General features: G+C 39.2%; 30 protein-coding genes. All 30 read left to right on the top strand.

Annotated features, from left to right (window positions below; translation table 11 throughout):
• The first annotated feature begins 129 nt into the window (after positions 1-129).
• A complete protein-coding gene (locus C7457_RS08305) occupies positions 130-315 on the top strand; it encodes a hypothetical protein (RefSeq protein ID WP_121171932.1) in 186 nt (61 codons plus the stop codon).
• Positions 312-725, top strand: a complete 414-nt coding sequence (locus C7457_RS08300) for a hypothetical protein (protein WP_121171930.1) — start codon at positions 312-314, stop codon at positions 723-725. The genes C7457_RS08305 and C7457_RS08300 overlap by 4 nt, the downstream gene beginning before the upstream one ends.
• Positions 715-897 (top strand): DUF1653 domain-containing protein, encoded by a 183-nt coding sequence (locus tag C7457_RS09045; RefSeq protein WP_057095432.1) that lies wholly within the window; start codon positions 715-717, stop codon positions 895-897. Before C7457_RS08300 ends, C7457_RS09045 begins: the two co-directional genes overlap by 11 nt.
• Positions 890-1207 (top strand): hypothetical protein, encoded by a 318-nt coding sequence (locus tag C7457_RS08290; protein ID WP_032032940.1) that lies wholly within the window; start codon positions 890-892, stop codon positions 1205-1207. The genes C7457_RS09045 and C7457_RS08290 overlap by 8 nt, the downstream gene beginning before the upstream one ends.
• A 1-nt stretch (position 1208) precedes the next feature.
• Positions 1209-1601 (top strand): hypothetical protein, encoded by a 393-nt coding sequence (locus tag C7457_RS08285; RefSeq protein WP_121171928.1) that lies wholly within the window; start codon positions 1209-1211, stop codon positions 1599-1601.
• A gap of 661 nt (positions 1602-2262) precedes the next feature.
• Positions 2263-3615, top strand: a complete 1353-nt coding sequence (locus C7457_RS08270) for a DUF2213 domain-containing protein (RefSeq protein ID WP_121171920.1) — start codon at positions 2263-2265, stop codon at positions 3613-3615.
• Positions 3615-4109, top strand: coding sequence for a structural cement protein Gp24 (locus C7457_RS08265; RefSeq protein WP_211321835.1), 495 nt, complete (start codon positions 3615-3617; stop codon positions 4107-4109). The genes C7457_RS08270 and C7457_RS08265 overlap by 1 nt, the downstream gene beginning before the upstream one ends.
• A 10-nt stretch (positions 4110-4119) precedes the next feature.
• On the top strand, positions 4120-5112 hold the full coding sequence (locus tag C7457_RS08260; RefSeq protein ID WP_121171917.1) for a major capsid family protein: 993 nt from the start codon (positions 4120-4122) through the stop codon (positions 5110-5112).
• Positions 5113-5191: 79 nt separating this feature from the next.
• Positions 5192-5317, top strand: coding sequence for a hypothetical protein (locus C7457_RS08985; RefSeq protein ID WP_274540979.1), 126 nt, complete (start codon positions 5192-5194; stop codon positions 5315-5317).
• Positions 5318-5320: 3 nt separating this feature from the next.
• Positions 5321-5671, top strand: a complete 351-nt coding sequence (locus tag C7457_RS08255) for a hypothetical protein (RefSeq protein ID WP_121171915.1) — start codon at positions 5321-5323, stop codon at positions 5669-5671.
• Positions 5672-5673: 2 nt separating this feature from the next.
• Positions 5674-6126, top strand: coding sequence for a DUF4054 domain-containing protein (locus C7457_RS08250; RefSeq protein ID WP_121171913.1), 453 nt, complete (start codon positions 5674-5676; stop codon positions 6124-6126).
• Positions 6127-6252: 126 nt separating this feature from the next.
• Positions 6253-6381, top strand: a complete 129-nt coding sequence (gene ninD / locus C7457_RS09040; protein WP_170137399.1) for a protein NinD — start codon at positions 6253-6255, stop codon at positions 6379-6381.
• Between the two features lie 466 nt (positions 6382-6847).
• The gene (locus C7457_RS08240; protein ID WP_121171909.1) at positions 6848-7033 is read left to right on the top strand and encodes a hypothetical protein; all 186 of its coding nucleotides are present in this window, start codon (positions 6848-6850) and stop codon (positions 7031-7033) included.
• Positions 7034-7099: 66 nt separating this feature from the next.
• Entirely contained in the window at positions 7100-7801 is a 702-nt protein-coding gene (locus C7457_RS08235; RefSeq protein ID WP_121171907.1) for a DNA adenine methylase, read from the top strand.
• 106 nt (positions 7802-7907) lie between these two features.
• Positions 7908-8342 (top strand): hypothetical protein, encoded by a 435-nt coding sequence (locus C7457_RS08230; RefSeq protein WP_211321834.1) that lies wholly within the window; start codon positions 7908-7910, stop codon positions 8340-8342.
• On the top strand, positions 8339-8752 hold the full coding sequence (locus C7457_RS08225; protein ID WP_121171903.1) for a hypothetical protein: 414 nt from the start codon (positions 8339-8341) through the stop codon (positions 8750-8752). The genes C7457_RS08230 and C7457_RS08225 overlap by 4 nt, the downstream gene beginning before the upstream one ends.
• Positions 8749-9246 (top strand): phage neck terminator protein, encoded by a 498-nt coding sequence (locus C7457_RS08220; protein WP_121171901.1) that lies wholly within the window; start codon positions 8749-8751, stop codon positions 9244-9246. The genes C7457_RS08225 and C7457_RS08220 overlap by 4 nt, the downstream gene beginning before the upstream one ends.
• A complete protein-coding gene (locus tag C7457_RS08215; RefSeq protein ID WP_121171899.1) occupies positions 9236-10699 on the top strand; it encodes a DUF3383 family protein in 1464 nt (487 codons plus the stop codon). Before C7457_RS08220 ends, C7457_RS08215 begins: the two co-directional genes overlap by 11 nt.
• 12 nt (positions 10700-10711) lie before the next feature.
• Complete coding sequence (locus tag C7457_RS08210; RefSeq protein ID WP_121171897.1) at positions 10712-11161, top strand: phage tail fiber protein; 450 nt, start codon at positions 10712-10714, stop codon at positions 11159-11161.
• Positions 11162-11206: 45 nt separating this feature from the next.
• Entirely contained in the window at positions 11207-11632 is a 426-nt protein-coding gene (locus tag C7457_RS08205; protein ID WP_016049011.1) for a phage tail assembly chaperone, read from the top strand.
• A 244-nt stretch (positions 11633-11876) separates the two neighbouring features.
• Positions 11877-13925 (top strand): lysozyme family protein, encoded by a 2049-nt coding sequence (locus C7457_RS08860; protein ID WP_211321833.1) that lies wholly within the window; start codon positions 11877-11879, stop codon positions 13923-13925.
• Between the two features lie 7 nt (positions 13926-13932).
• Entirely contained in the window at positions 13933-14550 is a 618-nt protein-coding gene (locus C7457_RS08185) for a phage baseplate protein (protein WP_211321832.1), read from the top strand.
• The gene (locus tag C7457_RS09050; protein ID WP_484600300.1) at positions 14547-14822 is read left to right on the top strand and encodes a phage baseplate plug family protein; all 276 of its coding nucleotides are present in this window, start codon (positions 14547-14549) and stop codon (positions 14820-14822) included. The genes C7457_RS08185 and C7457_RS09050 overlap by 4 nt, the downstream gene beginning before the upstream one ends.
• 130 nt (positions 14823-14952) lie before the next feature.
• Positions 14953-15846: a DNA (cytosine-5-)-methyltransferase gene (dcm, locus tag C7457_RS08175; RefSeq protein WP_170137398.1), complete on the top strand. Its 894-nt coding sequence runs from the start codon at positions 14953-14955 to the stop codon at positions 15844-15846.
• Between the two features lie 35 nt (positions 15847-15881).
• On the top strand, positions 15882-16772 hold the full coding sequence (locus C7457_RS08170) for a baseplate hub protein (RefSeq protein WP_121171889.1): 891 nt from the start codon (positions 15882-15884) through the stop codon (positions 16770-16772).
• The gene (locus tag C7457_RS08165; protein WP_121171887.1) at positions 16753-17397 is read left to right on the top strand and encodes a hypothetical protein; all 645 of its coding nucleotides are present in this window, start codon (positions 16753-16755) and stop codon (positions 17395-17397) included. The genes C7457_RS08170 and C7457_RS08165 overlap by 20 nt, the downstream gene beginning before the upstream one ends.
• A 145-nt stretch (positions 17398-17542) precedes the next feature.
• Positions 17543-17896, top strand: coding sequence for a contractile injection system sheath initiator (locus tag C7457_RS08160; protein ID WP_121171885.1), 354 nt, complete (start codon positions 17543-17545; stop codon positions 17894-17896).
• Positions 17893-19077 carry a baseplate J/gp47 family protein gene (locus tag C7457_RS08155; RefSeq protein WP_121171878.1) on the top strand — a complete coding sequence of 395 codons (1185 nt, stop codon included), beginning with the start codon at positions 17893-17895 and terminating at the stop codon, positions 19075-19077. Before C7457_RS08160 ends, C7457_RS08155 begins: the two co-directional genes overlap by 4 nt.
• Entirely contained in the window at positions 19077-19703 is a 627-nt protein-coding gene (locus C7457_RS08150) for a baseplate wedge 1 family protein (protein WP_121171876.1), read from the top strand. The genes C7457_RS08155 and C7457_RS08150 overlap by 1 nt, the downstream gene beginning before the upstream one ends.
• The gene (locus tag C7457_RS08145) at positions 19696-20532 is read left to right on the top strand and encodes a gp53-like domain-containing protein (RefSeq protein WP_211321831.1); all 837 of its coding nucleotides are present in this window, start codon (positions 19696-19698) and stop codon (positions 20530-20532) included. The genes C7457_RS08150 and C7457_RS08145 overlap by 8 nt, the downstream gene beginning before the upstream one ends.
• Positions 20533-20656: the final 124 nt, after the last annotated feature.

Raw genomic sequence — 20656 nt, 5'->3', positions numbered from 1 at the left:
CAATCATGGTGTTGGTGCAGCAGTATCCATACCTCAGGCTAACATTAAGCAGTGTGAAGTTAATTCAAGATACTATTCAAGTAGAGGAAATGTAAAATCAACCTATTGCATCGTAGGAGTAATGCCGAAATGATTAAAGCAGAAGTGGTCTCAAAATCAAAAGGAAATACTAGAAATTTATTGGATAAGGTGGTTTGCAGTAAAGAAAAAATACCACATACAGATTACATGTTTAATCCTAGTTACGTTGATAAGAAAGTTTCCAGAATTATCAATAGAGCAAAAGAGCTTGGTCTTATAGAGGATGTGAAATGAAACCAGAACAGTTTATTCGTGAGTTTGGGGTGGAGAAGGCGAGAGAGGTGGTTGAGGGTCATAGCAAAGCGTACATGCCTGAACTATTCAAGTATTGGTCAGAGGAGTTAAACGATTATGTACTAGCTCCTAGGTATGCATCGTTCTTAGTTGAAGACCTCAAGCGTCTAGTTGATAGCGTGGAGTTGGTTAACAATTGCGGTGGTTTGGCTATCGCAAATAAAATCACATTTCAAAAAAGACTGAGAAATGAAAAAGCAACTCATTTCATACAACATCCTGAAAATCAAAAATTAATACAGCTTTTGGGGCGAAATCAGCGCAAACCTAAAGAAGCCATTAAATTCGATTTATTTGAACAAGCCATCCGCGACCACGAATCAATATACGGAGGCGGGGATGATCTATAAGCACAATAAAACAGGGAATCTCTATTGTCTTATCGCTACTGCAAACAAGTGTGATAACGAGAAATTCCCAAAGATGGTTGTCTATCAAAGTTTGGCTGACGGGAATATTTACGCAAGACCTTACAAAGACTTTTTCAATGCTTTTTCAGTTCAAGGAGCCAGCCATGAGTGAGTTTAAAGTCGCTGTTAACAACGAATCAGACTTCAATAGCGTAATGGCCTTAGCTGAATCAATGGGCTACTACAACGGACTTGAGTTTAAGTACATCCCGAATGTGAAGGTGTTATTTCTTCCAAGTGATTGCAAGCATATTTCATGGAGCCACCGTGGAATTGAGAAATATAAAGGTAAGTATGGAAAGGTAGTTTCAATAGAGGAATTGAAGGTAATAGCAGCAAGCCACCGCATTGACAACGATATGGGCGACGACTTCCCCATAGAAAACCGCATCAGCCCGCTGTGTAAATCAAAGGATGTTTGAGATGGATAAGAAAGCACTATTAGAACAGTTTGAGCAGACCAAAACCTATGATTTGTGCAAATCATGGAAAATTGAGTTTGATGAAAAAACTGAGATCTATTACTCAATTAATCCAGCTTATCACAATGATGTAGTTGCACTTAACGCAGCATGGAGCATGTTTCAAGAACAGCAAGCGAAAGTGGAGGAGCTGCAAAATAATATCAACTTACTAAATGAAGCTTTGGATATTAAAGAGCAACTTAATCAAAAACTTCGTGGGCGTGAAGATGAGCTGCAAAAGCGGGTGGATGCGGCACTAGGGCATCTCGATGATGTAAATTTCCCGCCAGATTATGAGGATGCATGGGAGAGCTTCTATAATGCAGAGCAAGCGCTCAAGGGGGAAGGATGAAATATTTAATTCCAATACTCATAATTTTGGTGATTGCAGCTTTTAAGTGGGATCAGTATTTCACTAAACTTAGACTTGAGAAATGTGCAGAGCAGAAAACCAGTATGGTTATGGTTTATGGTAAAGCTAGATCTTGTCCACAGGGAAACAGTAATGACTGAATGCAACCATGAATATCAATATTGCTGGATCTACAAAGCTTATTTATGCATACATTGCGACAAGATGAGGGTTGAGAATGAACATTGACGAGATTAAGAGGAATGCGCCTGATGGGGCGACACATAAAGCAGGAAGAATTTACATAAAAAACTTACGAGATAATACACCAAAGGATAGTGCTTACTATTGCGGATATATTTATGCTTATGATTTTTGGGATGGTAAACGATGGCAGGGTTGTGTTTGCAAGCCGCGCGACTTCTTTAGAATAAAGTCACTTTAACCAGTGGCTTTTTTATTGCATAATAAGAAAAACTGATATAGGTGAGTGATATGAATATCGCAGACATAGAGGTAAAACTTAGCTATGAAAAAACATGGCGAACCGAATTTGTTTTGAATTTCTGTAAATTCATGGTTTTTTTGAAGTTTTGGTCAGACGATAAAGTAGCAGAATATTTAATAAAAAGACTGAAAATTAAAGTGGAGGATGTTAATCATGCCTCTAATTAAAGGTAGTTCACAGGATGTTATTCATAAAAACATTCGTGAGCTAATTGATTCAGGAAAACCGAAAGATCAAGCGATTGCTATTGCCTATCGTGAGGCGGGCATGGCGAATGATACCGACTTTGATAAGTTGGAAGAATTGTTTGATCAATGGCTTGAGGAAGAAAAGCAAGAGCCAGAACATGCAATGGATAAGTCGGCACGTAGCTATGACCGCAATGGCCATCTAATTGTTGATAAAACCATTATCACGAAAGCCGCAGTAAATCCTTATCGTGGCGATTCTATCCCGCGCTGGAAGGAATTAGGCTTAGACCCAAACAAAGAATACATGCTACTGCGTGATCCTGAAGAGTTGCGTAAGTCATTAGACACATTCAAAGGATTGCAGCTTCTTAAACGCCATATCCCTGTTGACGCATCTCAACCAGAAAAAGAGTCAACTATTGGCTCTATTGGTACAGATATAACAATGGATGAAGATGGCCGTGTCTGGTCATCATTGCGCGTATTTGACCAAGAAGGGATTGACTATATCGAAAGTAAGGCATTAGGAGAATTAAGCGCTGGTTATGCTTATGATGCTGTCATGAAGTCGGGTACTTTTAATGGTGTGCCTTATGATGGTATTATGACAAATATTCATGGTAATCACGTTGCTATCGTTGAACGTGGTAGGATTGGAAGTGACGCGATTATCGCAGATTCAATAGAGGGTCAATTAATGGCTAAAAATGTTGTTTTAAAAAAGGGCAGCCTTGCCAAATTGCGTGAGCAGTTAGGCATGGACTCTGCCGAAGATTTGAAGAAAGTTATTCTGGCGGTTCATGGTTCGCTTGCTCTTGATGAAGATGACAAGAAAGCCGAGGACGAAGAGGACAAAAAAGCAGAAGATGAGGACGATGTAGAAATCGTTGAAGATTCTGAAGATGATGACAAAAAAGCGAAGGATGAGGATAAACAAACTCAAGCCGACAAAGATAATGAATCTGAAGCTATGCGTCTTAAAGCACGCGAAAAGCGTGAAGAAAAAGACCGTGACGAAGATAAGAAACAAGCGATGGATGCGGCAGAAGTTCGCGGCTCTATTATGAACATCTTTAAGGCTGGTCGTGAAGTGGAGCCTTTAGTTGGTGTTATTGCTCTTGATGGCTTTAACTCTGACCATGAAGTTTATGCCTATGCGCTTAAACAAAAAGGTGTGGATACTACTGGTATTAATACTGCTGGTTTGGCTGCTCTTGTTAAGACGCATAAAACTCCAGCCGTTGCGATGGATTCAGCGCCTAAAGCTGGTAAACTCTCTGAAACTACACTTAAAGCATTACGAGGGCTTAAATAATGGGTTTTCAAACTAGCGTAAACTTATATAACCCGATTGGTATTCCGGGTGCATTTGCTTCTATTGGTCCTTATCATTCTGTAATTGCTGGTGCATTTCAGTTTGTTGCTGGTGATGCTGGATTAGCAATCGCGGCATTTGCTTGGGGATCTTTGGTTGATGGTAAGACAACCAACGCAAAACCAGCCGATACAACCAATCATTCATTGGGCTTTGTTAGCCGTAACTCAAATATTGCGGTTATTACTCAATGGCAAGGTCAATCATCAAATTTAATTCCTTCTGGTCTCGAAGTTACGCTTCATGATCGTGGTGACTTCTATGCGGTGACAAAGACTGCTGCTACCGTTGGTCAAAAGATTTTTGCGTCTGACACAGATGGAACCATCCAGACTGGAGCGGCTGGTGCTACTGTTGAGGGTTATACAGAAACTCCGTTCTCTGTTACTACTCCGGGTCAAGCAAATTCAATCATCAAGATTTCAGCATTTTAAGGGGTAGATAATGAATTCATACGACATTCATGTATTAAACCAACGCTACAACATGAACTTGAATCCAAACTCTACAGTGTTAGCGATGGATGATATTAATGGCGGTGTAGCACAAACTATTGCAAACAGTGGTGTACCGGCTTTTTTAAGTACGTTCATTGTTCCGGGCTTCATTGAAACCTTAACCGCGCCTATGGTATTGGGCGAAACATTTGGCGAGCGTCAAATGGGTTCAAGTGCTGATATGCAAATCACTGTGGCTATCTCTGAGCTTTACGGTCAAACGTCTAGCTACGGCGATTATAACGACAATGGTATGTCTGAAAATAACGTAAACTGGGAATACCGCCAGCCTTACCGTTATCAAACAAACATTACTATTGGTGAACTTGAGCAAGAACGTGCTGCACAAGCACGTATTCCATTAGCAGAGCAAAAGATTAAGGCGGCTACATTAACCCTTAATCAAACTCAGAACTACATTTACATTTATGGCGTAGCTGGTCTTAAGAACTACGGTTTGTTAAACGACCCTAGCTTGCTTCCTGACTCTGTTGGTGTTAACTGGTATAACTTAACTTCTGAACAGCTTTATAACGAAGTGTTGCGCTTATACACTCAATTAGTTGAACAGTCTAATGGTGTGTTTGCTGACCAGAATGCGAAGATGACATTAATCATGTCGCCAGTGATGAAAGCTAAATTACACGCGGTCAACCAATTTAGATTGAATGCCTGGAAGACTATTAAAGAGAACTTCCCTAACTTAGAAGTTATTGGCGTTCCTCAGTATTCAACTGATGCGGGTGAAAAGATCCAATTAGTTGTAAACAGCTTTATGGGTCAAGACACACTTGATCTTGCTTTTGTTGAGAAACTACGTGTTCACGCCGTTGATGTTCGCACATCTTCTTGGTATCAAAAACGTTCTCAATCTACATTAGGAGCTATCATTTATCGCCCATTCTTGATTGCTAACCAATTGGCAACCAATACGCCCTAATCAATAACAAGAAAGTGCTACCCTAGCGGTAGCATTTTTTTTAAGTTAAGATAACGTTATCAAATAAGAGGCTTTATAAATGAGTTACGAGCAGTTTAAAGCGCAGCTTATTCTTAACTACATTGAGGATAACGGTGAATACCCGAGTGACGAAGTGTTAGCTGAGATTAAAAAACTTGCAGATTTTGCATATTTAGGAGACTAAACAATGGCTACAGTAACAATCGCTTGCCGACTTCCCAATGGTTTAACTTTGGAAGTTGACGGAGTTAAAAAAACAATTAATGGGTACAACTCGGTTGCATCATCTTTAATTGTTGGAGAGCACAATAAAATTGGTATCACCGAAGATGTTGACAAATCATTTTGGGATAAGTGGCGTGAGACTTACAAGGATTACCGAATCTGCACCAATCAGTATATTTACGAAACCAAATCTGAAAGCTCGGCAAAAGCTCAAGCCAAGGAATTGAAGGGCGTTAAATCTGGTCTTGATCAAAAAACCACACAAGAGTTAGACAAAGCTACTGGTGCTAAAAAAGACTCTGACGAGGTGTAAGCATGTCTAACGTTTTCGTTTTTGATCCTGCTGCGTTTAAGCTTGCTTATCCGCAGTTTGCAAAGTTCACTGATGAGCAGTTAAATTTCTTTTTCAAGTCTGTTGAAAATAGAATTGTAGATAATACTGAATCATATTGTCTCAGTTTAGATGACCGTGAAATTTGGTTTTACTTACTTGTTGCACACAAGGCAGAATTGCAAAACAGGATCAATGGCGGAAACAGTGGCTTGGTTGGTCGCATTAGCTCTGCTACAGAAGGCTCTGTATCTATTAGCACTGATTACTCTATGGGTAGCGGTGCTTTGGAGCAGTGGCTCAAACAAACGCCTTATGGCGCTGAATTTTATGCAATGACAGCACCATATCGCAAAGTATTGTGGGTTGCTGCAACCGCCCCAATGCCAGTTAAACGAACTAAGGGACCTTATCCTTTTGGGTGGGGTAATTATTAGGAGATGATAATGAAAGAAGGTTATGGTATTAGCTCAGAAGGTTGGGATGGTTAACCCATATCAAAAATATTGATTTCACATTTAAACCCTGTCGATTGACGGGGTTTTTACTATAATGGAAGTGTTATGAAATACATAAGATGCCATAGATGCGGAAAATTAAAAGAAAAAGAGCAATTCAATAAAATAACTCCAATTTGGAGTACATGGTGCATTAATTGCGAGAATACACCTATCGGGCAAATGCCAAGATGATATACTATCCATATGCAACATAGGGCTTTTTTATGTCAATAAAACGCACAGGCTCACTAGACCAAGCATTAAACCGCTTAATCTCTAGTAATGATCAGTATGTGAAGGCTGGTGTCTTAGAAGGGTCTAAATATCCAGACGGCACCAGCGTTGCTACTGTGGCTTATAAGAACGAGTACGGGTTTAAGAACATTCCAAGTCGTCCATTTATGAGAACCACTGTAAGAGAGCAAAAGGAAGCTTGGGTAGAGCTAACCAAGAAAGGCATTAAAGCTGGCTACACATTAGAGCATACTCTTAATTTGGTTGGGTTGAGTATGCAGAATGAGATTCAGTATTCCATTATGATATGGTCGCAACCTCCAAACGCGCCATATACTATTAAAAAGAAAGGGCAAAATTCGCCGTTAAGGGATACCATGTTGATGCACGACTCAATCAAATACGAAATCGTTGAGGGTAAGCTATGAAAGTATCAATAAAAGTGAACTCAGAGCGTCTTTACCAAAAGATTGAAAAAGCTATTGAATATTTCAAGGATGCAGAATCAAGACAACTGAACAATGTTGATCTTGGTAAATGTTCGGATGATTACATTAAGGCGTTACTGATATTTGATCAAACACTCTTTACAACAAAAGTTATAGATTAATTAAAACACCTATTGCATTCTGAGCAGTAAATAAATGTAATTATCAAAACCGTTAGAGGCTTAAACATGAAATATATGGGTAGCAAGAATCGCATAGCCAAACACTTATTGCCAACTATGCTCGTTGAAGCTGAAAAAAATAATATAACCACATGGGTAGAGCCTTTTGTTGGTGGTGCAAACATGATTGATAAAGTTCCAGATACCTACAAACGTGTCGGGTATGATTTCAATGATCATGCCATTCATGCATTAATTGGCATTAGGGATAATGTTGAACAATTTCCAGATAATCTAAATGAGAGTGAGTATAATAAATTAAAAGGATTGCCGCCTTGTACGATAGGATCATGGGTTCGTATAGCTTGTTCTTTTGGTGGTATATTTGAGAGTAAATTGGCAGCCGATAAGACGGGTTTAAGAAATTACGCCCAAGAAGCAAAGCGGAATGCCTTAAGACAATCACCAAAAATTCAAAATGTGGATTTTATTTGCGATTCATATGAAAACCTAGATTTTGAAAATTGCCTAATTTACTGTGACCCGCCATATCAAGGCACAAGCGGATACAAAACAGGTGCTTTTGACCATGAAAAATTCTTCGATTGGTGTCGCAATCAAGCAAAGAAAAATATTGTTTTTGTTTCTGAATATAATGCACCAGATGATTTTACTGAAGTTTGGCGTGGTGAAGTAAAAACAAATTTTGCAAGTACAAGAAAGAAAGCAACTCATAATGCAGTAGAAAAACTATTTAGAGTTTATTAATGATAAAATAGCCTCATCAAACGATGGGGCTTTTTTAATGAGTCTAAGATTAAGAAGTATAGCTAACAGCATCACAACGGCAGTAAATAGCAATACAGAAGCACTATTGAAAGTTGCTGAAGGTTTTACTGTCACGCCAGATGGAACACAAGTTCCACAATACATTGTACAGCCTAAAGTCGTGCAAGCTCAGTCAATGAGCGTGGAGGATTTGAAGCATCTTGGATTTGCTAACCAGCAAGGGCAATTCTTATCTATCTATGCTGATGGCATGATTCCAGCGATCAGACGCGCCATGCAAAAAGGTACGTCTATTATTGTTATGAATCCATATGGTGAAGCATTCCCTACTGAATGGCAAGTTAAAGCTGTTCTTGAGTCGTATTGTGATGAAATCGCCGTTGAAGGTGAAAACAATTATAGTGGTTGGGTGAAAGTGCTAGTTCAAAACACTGGCAAGGAATCGCCACATGATGCCCGCTATTTTGGTTTTGCTGGATCTGATGCCAAGCCCTTTAATCAAGGAGTATTTGCGCCATGAATAAATGCAACAAAGTTTTTCAAGATTCTTTTGGAAAAAAGGGAACTTGCGTAACAGCATGTATAGCATCTCTTTTGCAAATTGATTTTAATGAGGTTCCTAGATTTATTGATCTAGTGGAAGGGATTGAGCCTTATCAAGAAAAGGCAAATGAATTTTACAGGCTAATATTTAGTTTCTTAAATGATAATGGCTATGCTATGGCGCGGTATCACTATGGCAACAAAGATGAATACCTGCCTTTTCATAGTGATGAGAACTTCTTTTATATAGTCTGCGGTACATCAAAAAGAGGTAATGATCACGCTGTTATTTACAATAACGGATTCCCATATCATGACCCTCATGGTGATGATGGATTTGTTAGCGACCCATTTGTTGCTGAAGTGATATATAAGGTGAGTGAATGAGTATATTAACCGACCTTTACACAGATATGCGCCAGTATCTGCTTGAAACCTTTAATCTGCCTGCAAATGATACAACAGTTATTAGGGGTTATAACAGCCTAAACCCAATCCCCAAAAACGCTATCATCATGACTTTTATGCAAGGTCCGCCTTTAGATCAAAAGTCGGTTGATTATAGTGGCAACAAGCAAATCATCTTCAACTCTATGAAAGGCACAATGCAATTGGATTTTTACGGTGACAACTCAATGGATCGAGCACAAGAAATACTAACACTCTGGAATAGTCCCTATACTACTGATACGCTAATTAATTGCGTACCGCTAGGGAATCCTTCGCGTATACGTGATTTATCTTTCGTTAATGAGGCTGGAATGTATGAATTGCGCTTTATGATTGAAGCCGACTTGCAATACAATACAAAGTACGAAAAAACAGTTAATATACTGGAAGGCGTTTCTCAAATCGATTTGGAGTCTATCAATGCAGTTTAACTCAATCCCAGCAAGTAATATTGCTGCTGTCTACCCTGCCGTAATTGGTGGCGGTGGCAATCCACTAGGATTAAACACAACTTTATTTGTAAATGAAGCTGTATATCCAAACTATGAATATTTTTCCAATACTTTGGTAGGTCAGCACTACGGTCTAGAAAGTGATGTTTACAAGTTTGCGACCGTTTACTTTAACGGCTTTACAAACGCAACTACTCGACCAAATTCGCTATTCATTGCGACATATAATTCAGATGAATACCCTGCCACTATTATCGGCGGTGATATTACAGGTACAAGCATTGCTGACCTTAAATTGATCAATGGTAGCTTGAATATCGTTGTTGATGGTGTATCAAAGAACGTTACTGTTGATTTAAGCACTGCAAACTCATATAGCGATGCAGCGGCTTTAATTGGTACAGCACTAACTTTGACTTGTATTTACCAATCCACAACCAAAGGTTTTGTAATTCAATCAGGCACTACAGGCGAAGGCTCAACTATTAGCTTTGCGACTGGTACTGTGGCTGATAAGTTAAAATTAACTCAAGACACTGGCGCAATCCTAAACAACCACACAACGCAAGATACGCCTGAAACTGCCGCATTGAATGCAATTCAGTTTAGCAGCAACTTTGTGAATTTTACTTATGCAGATGGCGTATTTGATGATGATGCTCTAAAAGCTTTTGCCACTTGGATCACTCAACAAAATAGCCGATTCAAGCTTTACACATGGGGTCTTGACCCTGTTGCACTTGGTCAAAGTGGCGCTTCATTTGGCGAATGGGCAGTAGCAAACACAAGTGGCGTAACACCAATTTACGGAACTTTTGACAAAACTGCTTTCTTATGCGGTGTTTCTGGTTCAATTAACTATCAAGAAACTAACGGGCGCACAACTACTGCTTTCCGTAGTCAAGATGGTTTAGTTCCAGACGTAACCAATGAAGCTGATGCAGAAACATTAGTTAAAAACGGTTATTCATTCTATGGCGCTTGGGCGACTGCTAATGACCGATTCCAGTTTGCTGGCAATGGCTCTGTGACAGGTCAATATAAATGGATTGATAACTTTGACTTCCAAGTGTTCTTGCGTACTCAATTACAGCTTGCGTATATGAATATGTTCCAAGCTCAAAAGACAATCCCATACAATGATCAAGGTATTGCTACAGTTCGTGCATACTCACAAGATCCAATCGATCAAGGTATCAACTTTGGTGGCATCCGCGCTGGCGTGAACTTGTCTAACGCTCAAAAATTCCAAGTGAACCAAGAGGCTGGTTTTGATGCTGCTAGTCAATTATTCGCACAAGGTTGGGCACTATCTATTACTTTGCCAGACTCGCAAACTCGCGTGGCTCGTGAATCATTTATTATCAAGTTATTCTATACGGACGGCTCTAGCATGCAACGTTTAGAAATGACAGCTACCAACGTTCAGTAAGGAGATTAACTTATGGCAATGGGTCTTAATCCGAACACAATTACAGCCGCCAATACGGTCATATCAATGCGCTGTGCTGGAATTTATGATGACTGGATTACGCTTGAAGGAGCGCAAACAGATGCGTTTTTATCATTTGAAGATGTGACGTTTGCACAAACTGAAGTGGGTGTAGATGGTAAATTGTCAATGGGCTTCATTCCACACAAAACCAACAGTACAATTTCTCTAGCTCCTAACAGCAGATCTGTCATGGTTTTTGAAAACATTTACAAAAACTTTATTAAGATGATGGACGTATTACCGATTGAGCTTCGTGCTTACTATCCTTCTGTTAAGCGCTCTCAAACAATCAAAGGTTGTTTTGTGGGCAAGGCTGGTGGTACTGGTGTAGGGGCTTTATTAGCTGGTAGCACATACCGCATTGAAGGCATTTCAGAAGGCTTAATCGAAGTTAACTAACCATAAGGGGAGAAATCCCCTTTCTATTTTTTAGAGGCTAAAATCATGTCTGAAGGCTTAAAGACAAAAACAGTTACTATTGAAGATGGTCGTGATAAAGGCAAAGTATTTAAAATCACGGAAATGCCAGCGATTCAAGCAGATGAGTGGGCGCATCGTCTTTTAGAACAAGCGGCAAATAGTGGTGTTAACTTAAAAGATGTTGATGTGTTGAATCTTGATACAAAATCAATGGCTGGAATGATTGAAATTGGCGCGGCAGTGTTTACCGTGCTGGGTCGTATTCCACATGAAATTTCACGAGAATTAAAATTTGATTTGCTTGATCGCTGTGTACAGATTGTTCCTAAATCTGGCGAACCGCGTATTTGCATGTGGGATCAAGAGATTAAGGATTTTAAAAACTTTACAATTCTGGCTGCTCATGCAATTGGGATTCATATTGATTTTTTAGAACAAGGCGAAGCTTAATACTTGATTATTCTTATCGCAAGGACGCGATGAGCAATCAGGATTTAAAAGAAGGTATTTTAGCTAACCCTCTAAATGTGTCTGAAACAGTGTATAGGGCATTATTGACTGGAATGTGTAATTATCACCAGCTAAACACTTGTATCGGTCTTGAGGGTGCGCTAAACATGATTGAGGTTAAGCAAGTCGCCGACTACAACGAAGCAAAAATTAAGTATTTTGCTAGTCAAGAACAGAGGTAAAAATGGCTGAAAATATTGTCGAGTCGATAATTGTAAAACTTGGGTTAGACGGCTCACAATATAATCGTGAAGCCGAAAAAGCCAAGTCAAATAATGACAAGCTGAATAAGTCTGTCAGTGAAACAGATAAGATCGTTGGCAACGTAACAAAGACTTTAGCGCGGTGGTTTAGTGTAGCTGCCGCTGCTACTGGTATTCTTAGAATGGTTGATCAAGTTCAAAAGCTTAATGACGAGCTTTATCATCTTGAGCGCAATTTAGGAATGTCAGCAAATACTATCAAGAACTGGCAAGGCGCTGCTGGTGCAATGGGTGGTTCTGCTCAGGGCATGACTGAATCAATCAAATCCCTAAACATGGGAATGAACGATTTTGTCACAATGGGCGATACTACCCTATTGCCATTCATGAATGCTTTGGGTGTTGGCATGGTCGATGCTCAAGGCAAACTAAGAAAAACTGATGATGTGATGTTAGACCTTGCGGATTCATTCTCTAAAATGGACCGTGAGCAAGCATTTTCTATTGCCTCAAAAATGGGAATTGATGAAGGCACATTCAATACGCTTGTACAAGGGCGTAAAGAAATGGAGAAGATGCTTGAATATCAATCTAAGATGTACAAGTCCTCCGAAGAAGAATTAAAAGCATCTCGTCAATTAGCGCAAAACCGTGCTTTGCTTGGTCAGCATTGGGAATCACTTAAAACAATGATGGCAAATGCTATCATCCCGTTATTTGTGAAGCTTAGCGAGGTTGCGCTTGGTATATTTGAATATCTTCAAGAAAACCAACAAGCAGTACAGGCGGTATTCAAAGGAATATCATTTGTAGTTGGCGCTATTCTCATCCCAATTCTGGCAAAGGCTACAATTGCGGCTTTAGCGTTTATCGCTCCATTCGCTCCATTTATTTTAGTTGTAGGTGCTTTAGGTGCGGCATTTGGCTTGCTATATGATGACTATAAAACTTGGGCAGAAGGTGGTAAGTCTTTATTCGATTGGGGCGCATTCAGAAAGTATATTGATGACTCAACCTTATCGACTGATAATCTTAAAAATGCATTTAAAAACTTAACCAAAGAAATCATGAGTAGCGCAATGCCTACTTTGCAAGGCTATGCTGAAGTAATTCAAAAATTATTGAGTGGCGACTTCAGAGGCGCTGGCGCTCAAGCTTGGGCAATGATTAAACAATTTGGTGCAAACGTTGCTGGTGTTGTTGATGATTTAACAGGCCAAGCACAAGGAACACTAGCTAATGCTGTTGGCAATCTTGTAAATCCAAACACCCCCTCCCCTTCTTCTCCATCAATTGCAAGCGCAACATCAAAAGGCGGTAATGCAATTTTAGACTTGATTGCAAAAGGTGAAGTTGGAACCACTGGCGCAAGTGGCTACAACGTGGCTTATCGCGGGGCCCGAATCTCCGCACAACAAAAATTTGGTAAAGACTTATCTCAATTAACAATTGGGCAAGTTAAAGAATTGCAAAAGGCTAATCTAAATGAACAGAAATCTAGGGGTATTCCTGCTAACCGCAGATCCTCGGCAATGGGTCGTTATCAGTTTATTTATTCTGGCTTTGATGACTATATCCGTGCTGCTGGATTAAGCGATAAAGACATGTTTAGCCCTGAAAATCAGGATGCTATGGCTATGGCAATCTTAAGCAAGGGTAAGTATGGATTAAATGCGGTACGTGCTGGCAAGGCCACCCCTGAGCAATTCCAGAATAACGTACTTGCGGCTCGTTGGGCTTCTATTCAGAAAACTACTGGTGGCGGCGTTCATGATGCGGCTGGATTTAATAAGGCTACAATTGGAAATCAAGCTGTTGCTGCCGCACTTCAATCCACTCGTCAAGGTGATTTTATTGACTTAACCAAAGCTAGACAGAATCAATCTGCTGCAAACAAAGCCAATGAAGTTCAGGTGAATGTAGGAGATATTAATATTCAGACTTCATCAAGCACTGTAACTGGTAATGTTCAAGACGCAATGGGCGCTGTTAAAGATCAATTCTATCAATTCCGAAATTCATTTAATTAGGTGATATATGTTAGCTGGAATGCCTTCTGTACCCGACTTTATACCAGTGGAAGCTTTGACAAATGTCGGTCTTTCATTAGGTGGCGCTGCTTTAATCAATGGTGTATTCGGCAAAACATGGGGGATTGTCAATCAATTTGGCATACCTATTGTTTTAGCTGATACTGTCGTAAGCATGAATTACGATGCTGGATCTAGCATTTCAAAATATCCAGTAGAGCAAGGTTCATTTGCTTCATACAACAAAGTTAATGCTCCTTCTATGGCTACTGTTTCAATGGCGAAGGGTAGTGGCGGCCCACAAGAAAGAGGTGGTTTATTAGCTCAGATTGAAGCTCTACTAAAATCAACTGTAAGCTTTCATATTATTACCCCTGAATACGTTTATCTAAATTATCAGATTGTTGGTATCAATCATGCCCGCTCTGCTCAAGATGGGGCAACAATGATTACAGCAAACATTGACCTTGAAGAAGTGCTAGAAGCTAAAGTGGAATATTCTATTGAAGAAGTAAAAGCGCCTAGCGACTCCAAAACAGTAGATGGTGGAGCTAAACAATCTGTTAGTGTTCTTGGTGGCAATAATGCAATTGGTAATGCAGTAAGAGGAATTTTCGGATTATGATTTATCAAGTTCCTTTAGCACAAGTCCCGAACCAATTTTTCACCACATCACTAAATGGCGTTACTTGGGCAATCACGCTAGAAACTCGATTAAATAATTTATATATCAGTTTATCTAATAACAATGATGGCGATGTATTATTAAATCGCATATGCCTAAACCAAACCTACTTAGGGCATGGTTTTATCTTTGTCGACATAGATGGAAATAGTGATCCTGAATACACAGGCTTAGGCACTCGTTATTTACTTATATGGACAGACGAAGTATGATTTTATAGTGCCTAGCCTGACGGGGTGAAAGTGAAGATAGCCTATTCACGTGGCACACCAAAATCATTTAAATTGGTTATTGCATTCTCAATAGTAAATATATATAATAAATAAAACAATGGAGATTAATGTGAATATTTTAAGTTTATTTAATGGTATTAGTGGCTTGCATTTGGCATGCGATAGAGCAGGAATTAAGGTTGATACTTGCTATTATTCTGAAATTGATAAATACGCAAATAAAGTAACTGAACAGCATTATCCAAATGACATTGCTTTGGGTGATGTAACAAAATGGAAGGATTGGGACATTGACTGGTCTAGCATTGATCTAGTTGGAGCTGGTTTCCCTTGTCAGGCTTGGAGTGTCGCAGGTAAACAACTAGGTGATAAAGATGAGCGTGGAATGTTGTTTTGGACAACACTTGATATTATTGCTCACGTTTTAAAACACAATCCAAATGCGAAATTCTTGATGGAAAATGTCAAGATGAAGAAAGATTTTGAACAATACATCACGCATCACACAGAACAAGCTCTAGGTTATGTTGAAAAAATATTAATTAATTCAGCATTGGTTTCAGCTCAAAATAGAGAAAGGTATTATTGGACCAACTTCAAAGTTAATCAACCAGAAAATAGGTCTATTATGCTAATAGATGTTGTTGAACATATTACTAATCCAGTTGAAAGACCTTGCAACATTAGAATAAATTCATCCTCCTCTAGTGTAGGATTAAAACATGTTGGCAATGCGACAGACATTAACGGACATGAGCAAAGAAAAAGGGTTTACAGCATTAATGGAAAATCCCCAACATTGCAGTCTTGTAGTGGCGGGAATCATGAGCCAAAAATTCTCATAAGTAATAAAGGATACAGAAAGCTAACACCATTAGAGTGTGAAAGATTGCAAACACTTCCCGACAATTGGACTGAATGTTTATCTAAAACTCAGCGCTATAAGTCTATTGGGAATGGTTGGACTATTGATGTTATATCTCACATCTTAAAACATATTTAGTGTTAAACTAGTCTCCAATACGGAGGCTTTTTATTGTGAAGAAAAAGGTCATTAAAATAACGCTAACATTGCAAGATGGCGTTCAAACTTTTACAGCCGAAGGTGACAACCGATTGTCGTCTACTGGATTAGCCATATCCACAAATATCACATATGGTAATGGGGCGATTTCACCGACTGCTCAAATCACTGCTTACGGCCTCCCCCTTTCTACAATGAATAAGCTTATGCGTATTCAATGGAATACCATGCAAGCTATTTTAAACATGGTCAAGATTGAAGTTGGGGAGCAAGGACAGCCATTAAAAGTTGCTTATGAAGGGAATATTACCTTTGCAACAATCAATATGGATGGCGCACCAAACCCACCATTAGTTATTACTAGTCAAATGGCTGTAGTTGAAAAAATGCGTCCCACTGATCCATTTACCATTCCAAAAGGTGAAGAAGTTGATGCGGCTGATATTGTTAAATTCTTAGCAAAAGATATGCAGTATGAATTTGAAAATTACGGGGTTACTCATATCTTAACAGACACCACACTGAACGGCTCAAATATAGAAAAAATTGAGAAGTTAGCTCAAATGTGCGACTTTGATTTGTACATCGAACAAAGATTGATTGTTATTTGCAAAAAAGGTGGAGATAGGGAAGTTAAAATCCCAGTAATTACACCTAAGACGGGATTAATTGGCTACCCTGCACCAGATCAAAGAGGGATAACATTTAGTTGTGCGTATGATCCGCTTGTTAGATTTGGTGGTATTGTGCAAATCAGAGAGAGCATTATAGGTGATGTTGTCAATCAAGATTGGCGTGTATATGGTCTTGTTGCTACACTTGAGGCAAATATCCCGCAAGGCAAGTGGCAAATGAATGTGAATGCAACTTGGAGGAACTCAAAAGATGCAGCAGTCCAACGCTAGTGGCTTTAACATCAATAATCTTGGTGGGGCTAAAGAATTTAAAGCAAATATTCTCTCAATTCTATCTAGTGAACTAAACACTGGTGAAGTTGTAGAGATAACAGAAGTTTATTCAAATGACAATGGTCCAGTCGGTTTTGTTTCTGTTAAACCTATGCTTTATCGTATTGGTGCGGATAACAACAATCTAGAGCTAGGAGAAATCCATAATGTGCCGTATTACCGAATACAAGGTGGAAAGAATGCAGTTATATGTGACCCACAAAAAGGCGACATAGGATTTTGCGTATTTGCGACTCGTGACACATCATTGTTAAAGCGAACTCGCTCAAGAGTCGGCCCAAACGTAAATCGCATTTGCGACCAGTCGGACGCATTCTTAACAATGACATGGAGCAAAGAAGAAGCTGAACAATATATCTGGTTTAAGGGTGATGAAATCCATATCAAGGCAAATTCAAAAATTGTTCTTGATGCTCCTGAAGTTAGCATAACAGGAAAATTAACAGTATCAGGCATAATTGAATCTTTAACTGATATAATCACTAAAGGTATTAGTTTGTTTACTCATAAACATGGTGGAGTTCAAAGAGGCTCTAGCGATACAGATGGTCCAAAGGCTTAATTATGCAATTACATGAGTTATTCTGGTTCTTTATTGGTTTTGTGGCAGCATTTATTGTTTTGCATTCAGCAAGAAGTATTGCTTATGCAGTGGCGGCATTTTTCACCTTGTTGATCGTACTAAATATCATGGGGGTGAATATTTTATGAAAACAATGTTCTTAAATCCGAAAACTTGGGATTTAGCTTTAGACACACAAGGAAATATTGCCGTAGCTACCGAAGAGTATCAACAAGCACAAGACATTGCGTGTTCATGTCGTGTTTTTCTTGGAGATGACTATTACAATAAGAATGATGGCATCCCTTATTTAGAGTCAATCATGGGCAAATTTGGCTATCCAATATCTTTATATCAACGCCATTTACAAGAAAGATCCCTGCTTGTTTCTGGTGTAGTATCAGTTAATGTAAAATTGGCTTTGGATAAAGATCGTGTAGCGTCTGGATCTATTGAGTTTACGAATGATAAAAATCTTAGCGGAGTAGTGGGCTTATGATCCCAAAGATAGAAATAACTGATGTTGGTTACTCGGTTCCAGATACCGAACAAATCAACAATGGCACATGGGAAATGATTGATGACTCCTTTGGGGGTAATGTTTCTCGTGTTCAAGGTTCGCCTCAGTACCAATTAAACACTTCATGGACTGCTGTAATTAAAGATTGTTACGACAAGCTTGTTTATTTGGCCAATCAATATGACCCACGTTACGCGCAAGGTATTTTTCAAGATGCTATTGGTGAGCTTTATTTTTTAACAAGAAAGCTTGCTACCCGTTCTCAATGCCCTGTTGTGTTTGAGGGCTTGTCTGGCGCTCCTATTCCAGAAGGTTTTGCTGTTCAGGATTTGTCTGGTCGAACTTGGCGAACTAATGGGACTTATAATATTGGTTCAAATGGCAAAGTGACGATTACAGTAACTTGTGATGAGGCTGGAGCTATTGAAGCACTACCAAACTCTATTGTTGTTATCCCAACATCCATTAATGGTCTTGACCGTGTTTACAATGAAGATAGTGCGGTAATGGGGTATGACGAAGAGAGTCGTGTTGATTTTGAGGTGCGCCGAAAAGAGTCTGTAGCAATCAATTCTAAAATGACTGATTCAGCTACACTTGGCGCAGTTCTGGCAGTTCGTGATGTTGTAGATGCTTATGTAATTTCAAATCCAACTGATGCTACTGTAACAGTAGGCTCAACAAATTATCCGTTAATCCGCAATTCTATTTGTGTTTCTGTTGTTGGTGGCAATGATTATGATGTAGCAAAAGCCGCTTTTATTAAAGCTGGTACTGGCTGCTCTTGGAATGGCAATACAGACGTGACAGTAATTGCTGAGGATTATCCATCTAACCCGCCACAATATCCAATTAAGATTTTACGTCCTGATTTTCTTGATATTTGGGTAAAAGTTATTGTTAAAGATAAAGATGCGATTTCTTACACTATTGAGCAAGAAGTCATTAATCATATTCTGACTAGCGCCGCTTCTGGTGAAAATAAGGTTCGCATTGGCAAGGATTTTATCCCAGCCGATTATATTTGCGGTATGCCAAAAATCGGATTAAAGGGAATTGTAGCAAGCACAGATAATGCCACATGGGTTAATGAAATTCCTATTGGCATTGATCAATTTCCGTCTTTAAATTCTTTCAGGATTTCTATTGAGGAAAGCTAATGGAGAATATTAAAGATACGATAATGTCGCAGTACGCACATAGCCCTACAATATTGGCACTTATTGATGGCATTAATGAAGTAATCGATCCTCAATATTTTATTGATGATTTTTATGAAAAGGTTTACCGACTGTCTAGTGCAGAAGGCTTTGGCTTAGATATTTGGGCAGATAAAGTTGGTGTATCTCGTTTTGCCAAAACCGCCGATCCCAATGCTAAGACATTTGGCTTCCAGCCAGATTATCAGCCATTTAATACCTATCCTTTTTCTGATGGCGGTGCGTTTGCCTCTTATCGCTTAACCGATGCAGACCTAAGAAAACTAATCATCATCAAGGCAGCTTCAAATATCCTCTATGCAACTGCATGGAATATTAACAAGTTCTTGCTAATGGTTTTTGATGGTCGCAAGGCTTATTACGATATTATAGGTCATATGTCAGCCGAATATGTTTTTGAGTTTGCATTAACTCCATTTGATCGACTTATTGTCTACACTCTTAAAATGTTACCAATGCCTTCAGGTGTTGGAATATCATACAAAGAGATTGATGTGGATAGGACATTTGGCTTTAATGGCTCAGAGTTGAGCAACTTTAACAATGGAGTTTTCTATAGTGGCTAATCCTATATTTATCCCGATAGCATTTGCTGCTAACGGAATTAAGAATCTTATTCAAAAGGTTCGGCAAGTCGGACAAGATCCAGAAGATTTTACATGGAATGAAGGCGCGCCCTTAATTACTATGACAAAAATCGAAGATGGCGGTAAAGCGCCAAAAGGTCAAGATGTAAATGGTGTTCTTAACGCCCTGTCTGAGCATGTCATCTATGGTCAAAATGGCAACCGTTATATATGGTCGCAAGATGTTGTGGATGAATTTGGTGGCTACGCATTGGGAGCAATTGTTCAATCCAATGACACAACAAAAGAATTTAGAAGCCTTGTAGCTAACAACACAGTAAACCCGAATAATGGGCTTGGTGGAGCTTGGGATGTTTATAGCGGGCAAGGAAGCATTCCGACTGCAACAAGTACAACCGCAGGCATTACGAAGGTTTTAAATGTCTTAAATAGTAATGATGTTGGATCTGCTTTAAGTGCTGCTCAAGGCAAAGCTTTGAAAGACATCTTTGATAAGTTTTCGCTTAATACTGGAACAAATGGAGAATTGAAAATACCTATTGGTAATTTGACATTTGTTGCTAAATGGGGGAAAACCCCAAATCAAGATGTTCCCTCAAGTGGATCGCCTGTTAGTGTATCATTTGCAACAGCATTCCCGAATGCATGCTTAAACCTACAATTAACACCAGACGCAACTGGCGGCACCAATCCAAATGCATTTGCATCGGTTTTAACAAAAAGTCGAACAGGATTTACCGCTTATTTATATGAATACACACCAACAACACAGAATGTTGGTATTTCATGGCTCGCAATAGGATACTAATATGACCAATCCATCACTCATTACAACCTCGTTCGCTGAAAATGGCGATAAAAACATTATTCCAGAATCAGTTGGCGCTGAACCGCAAAATGCGACCATGCAAGTTGGATTCCCTCCAATCACT

The organism is Thermovibrio guaymasensis, assembly GCF_003633715.1.
Classification (GTDB): domain Bacteria; phylum Aquificota; class Aquificia; order Desulfurobacteriales; family Desulfurobacteriaceae; genus Thermovibrio; species Thermovibrio guaymasensis.
The sequence above is the reverse complement of the archived record's forward strand: the minus strand, read 5'-3'. Positions and strand labels throughout refer to the sequence as shown.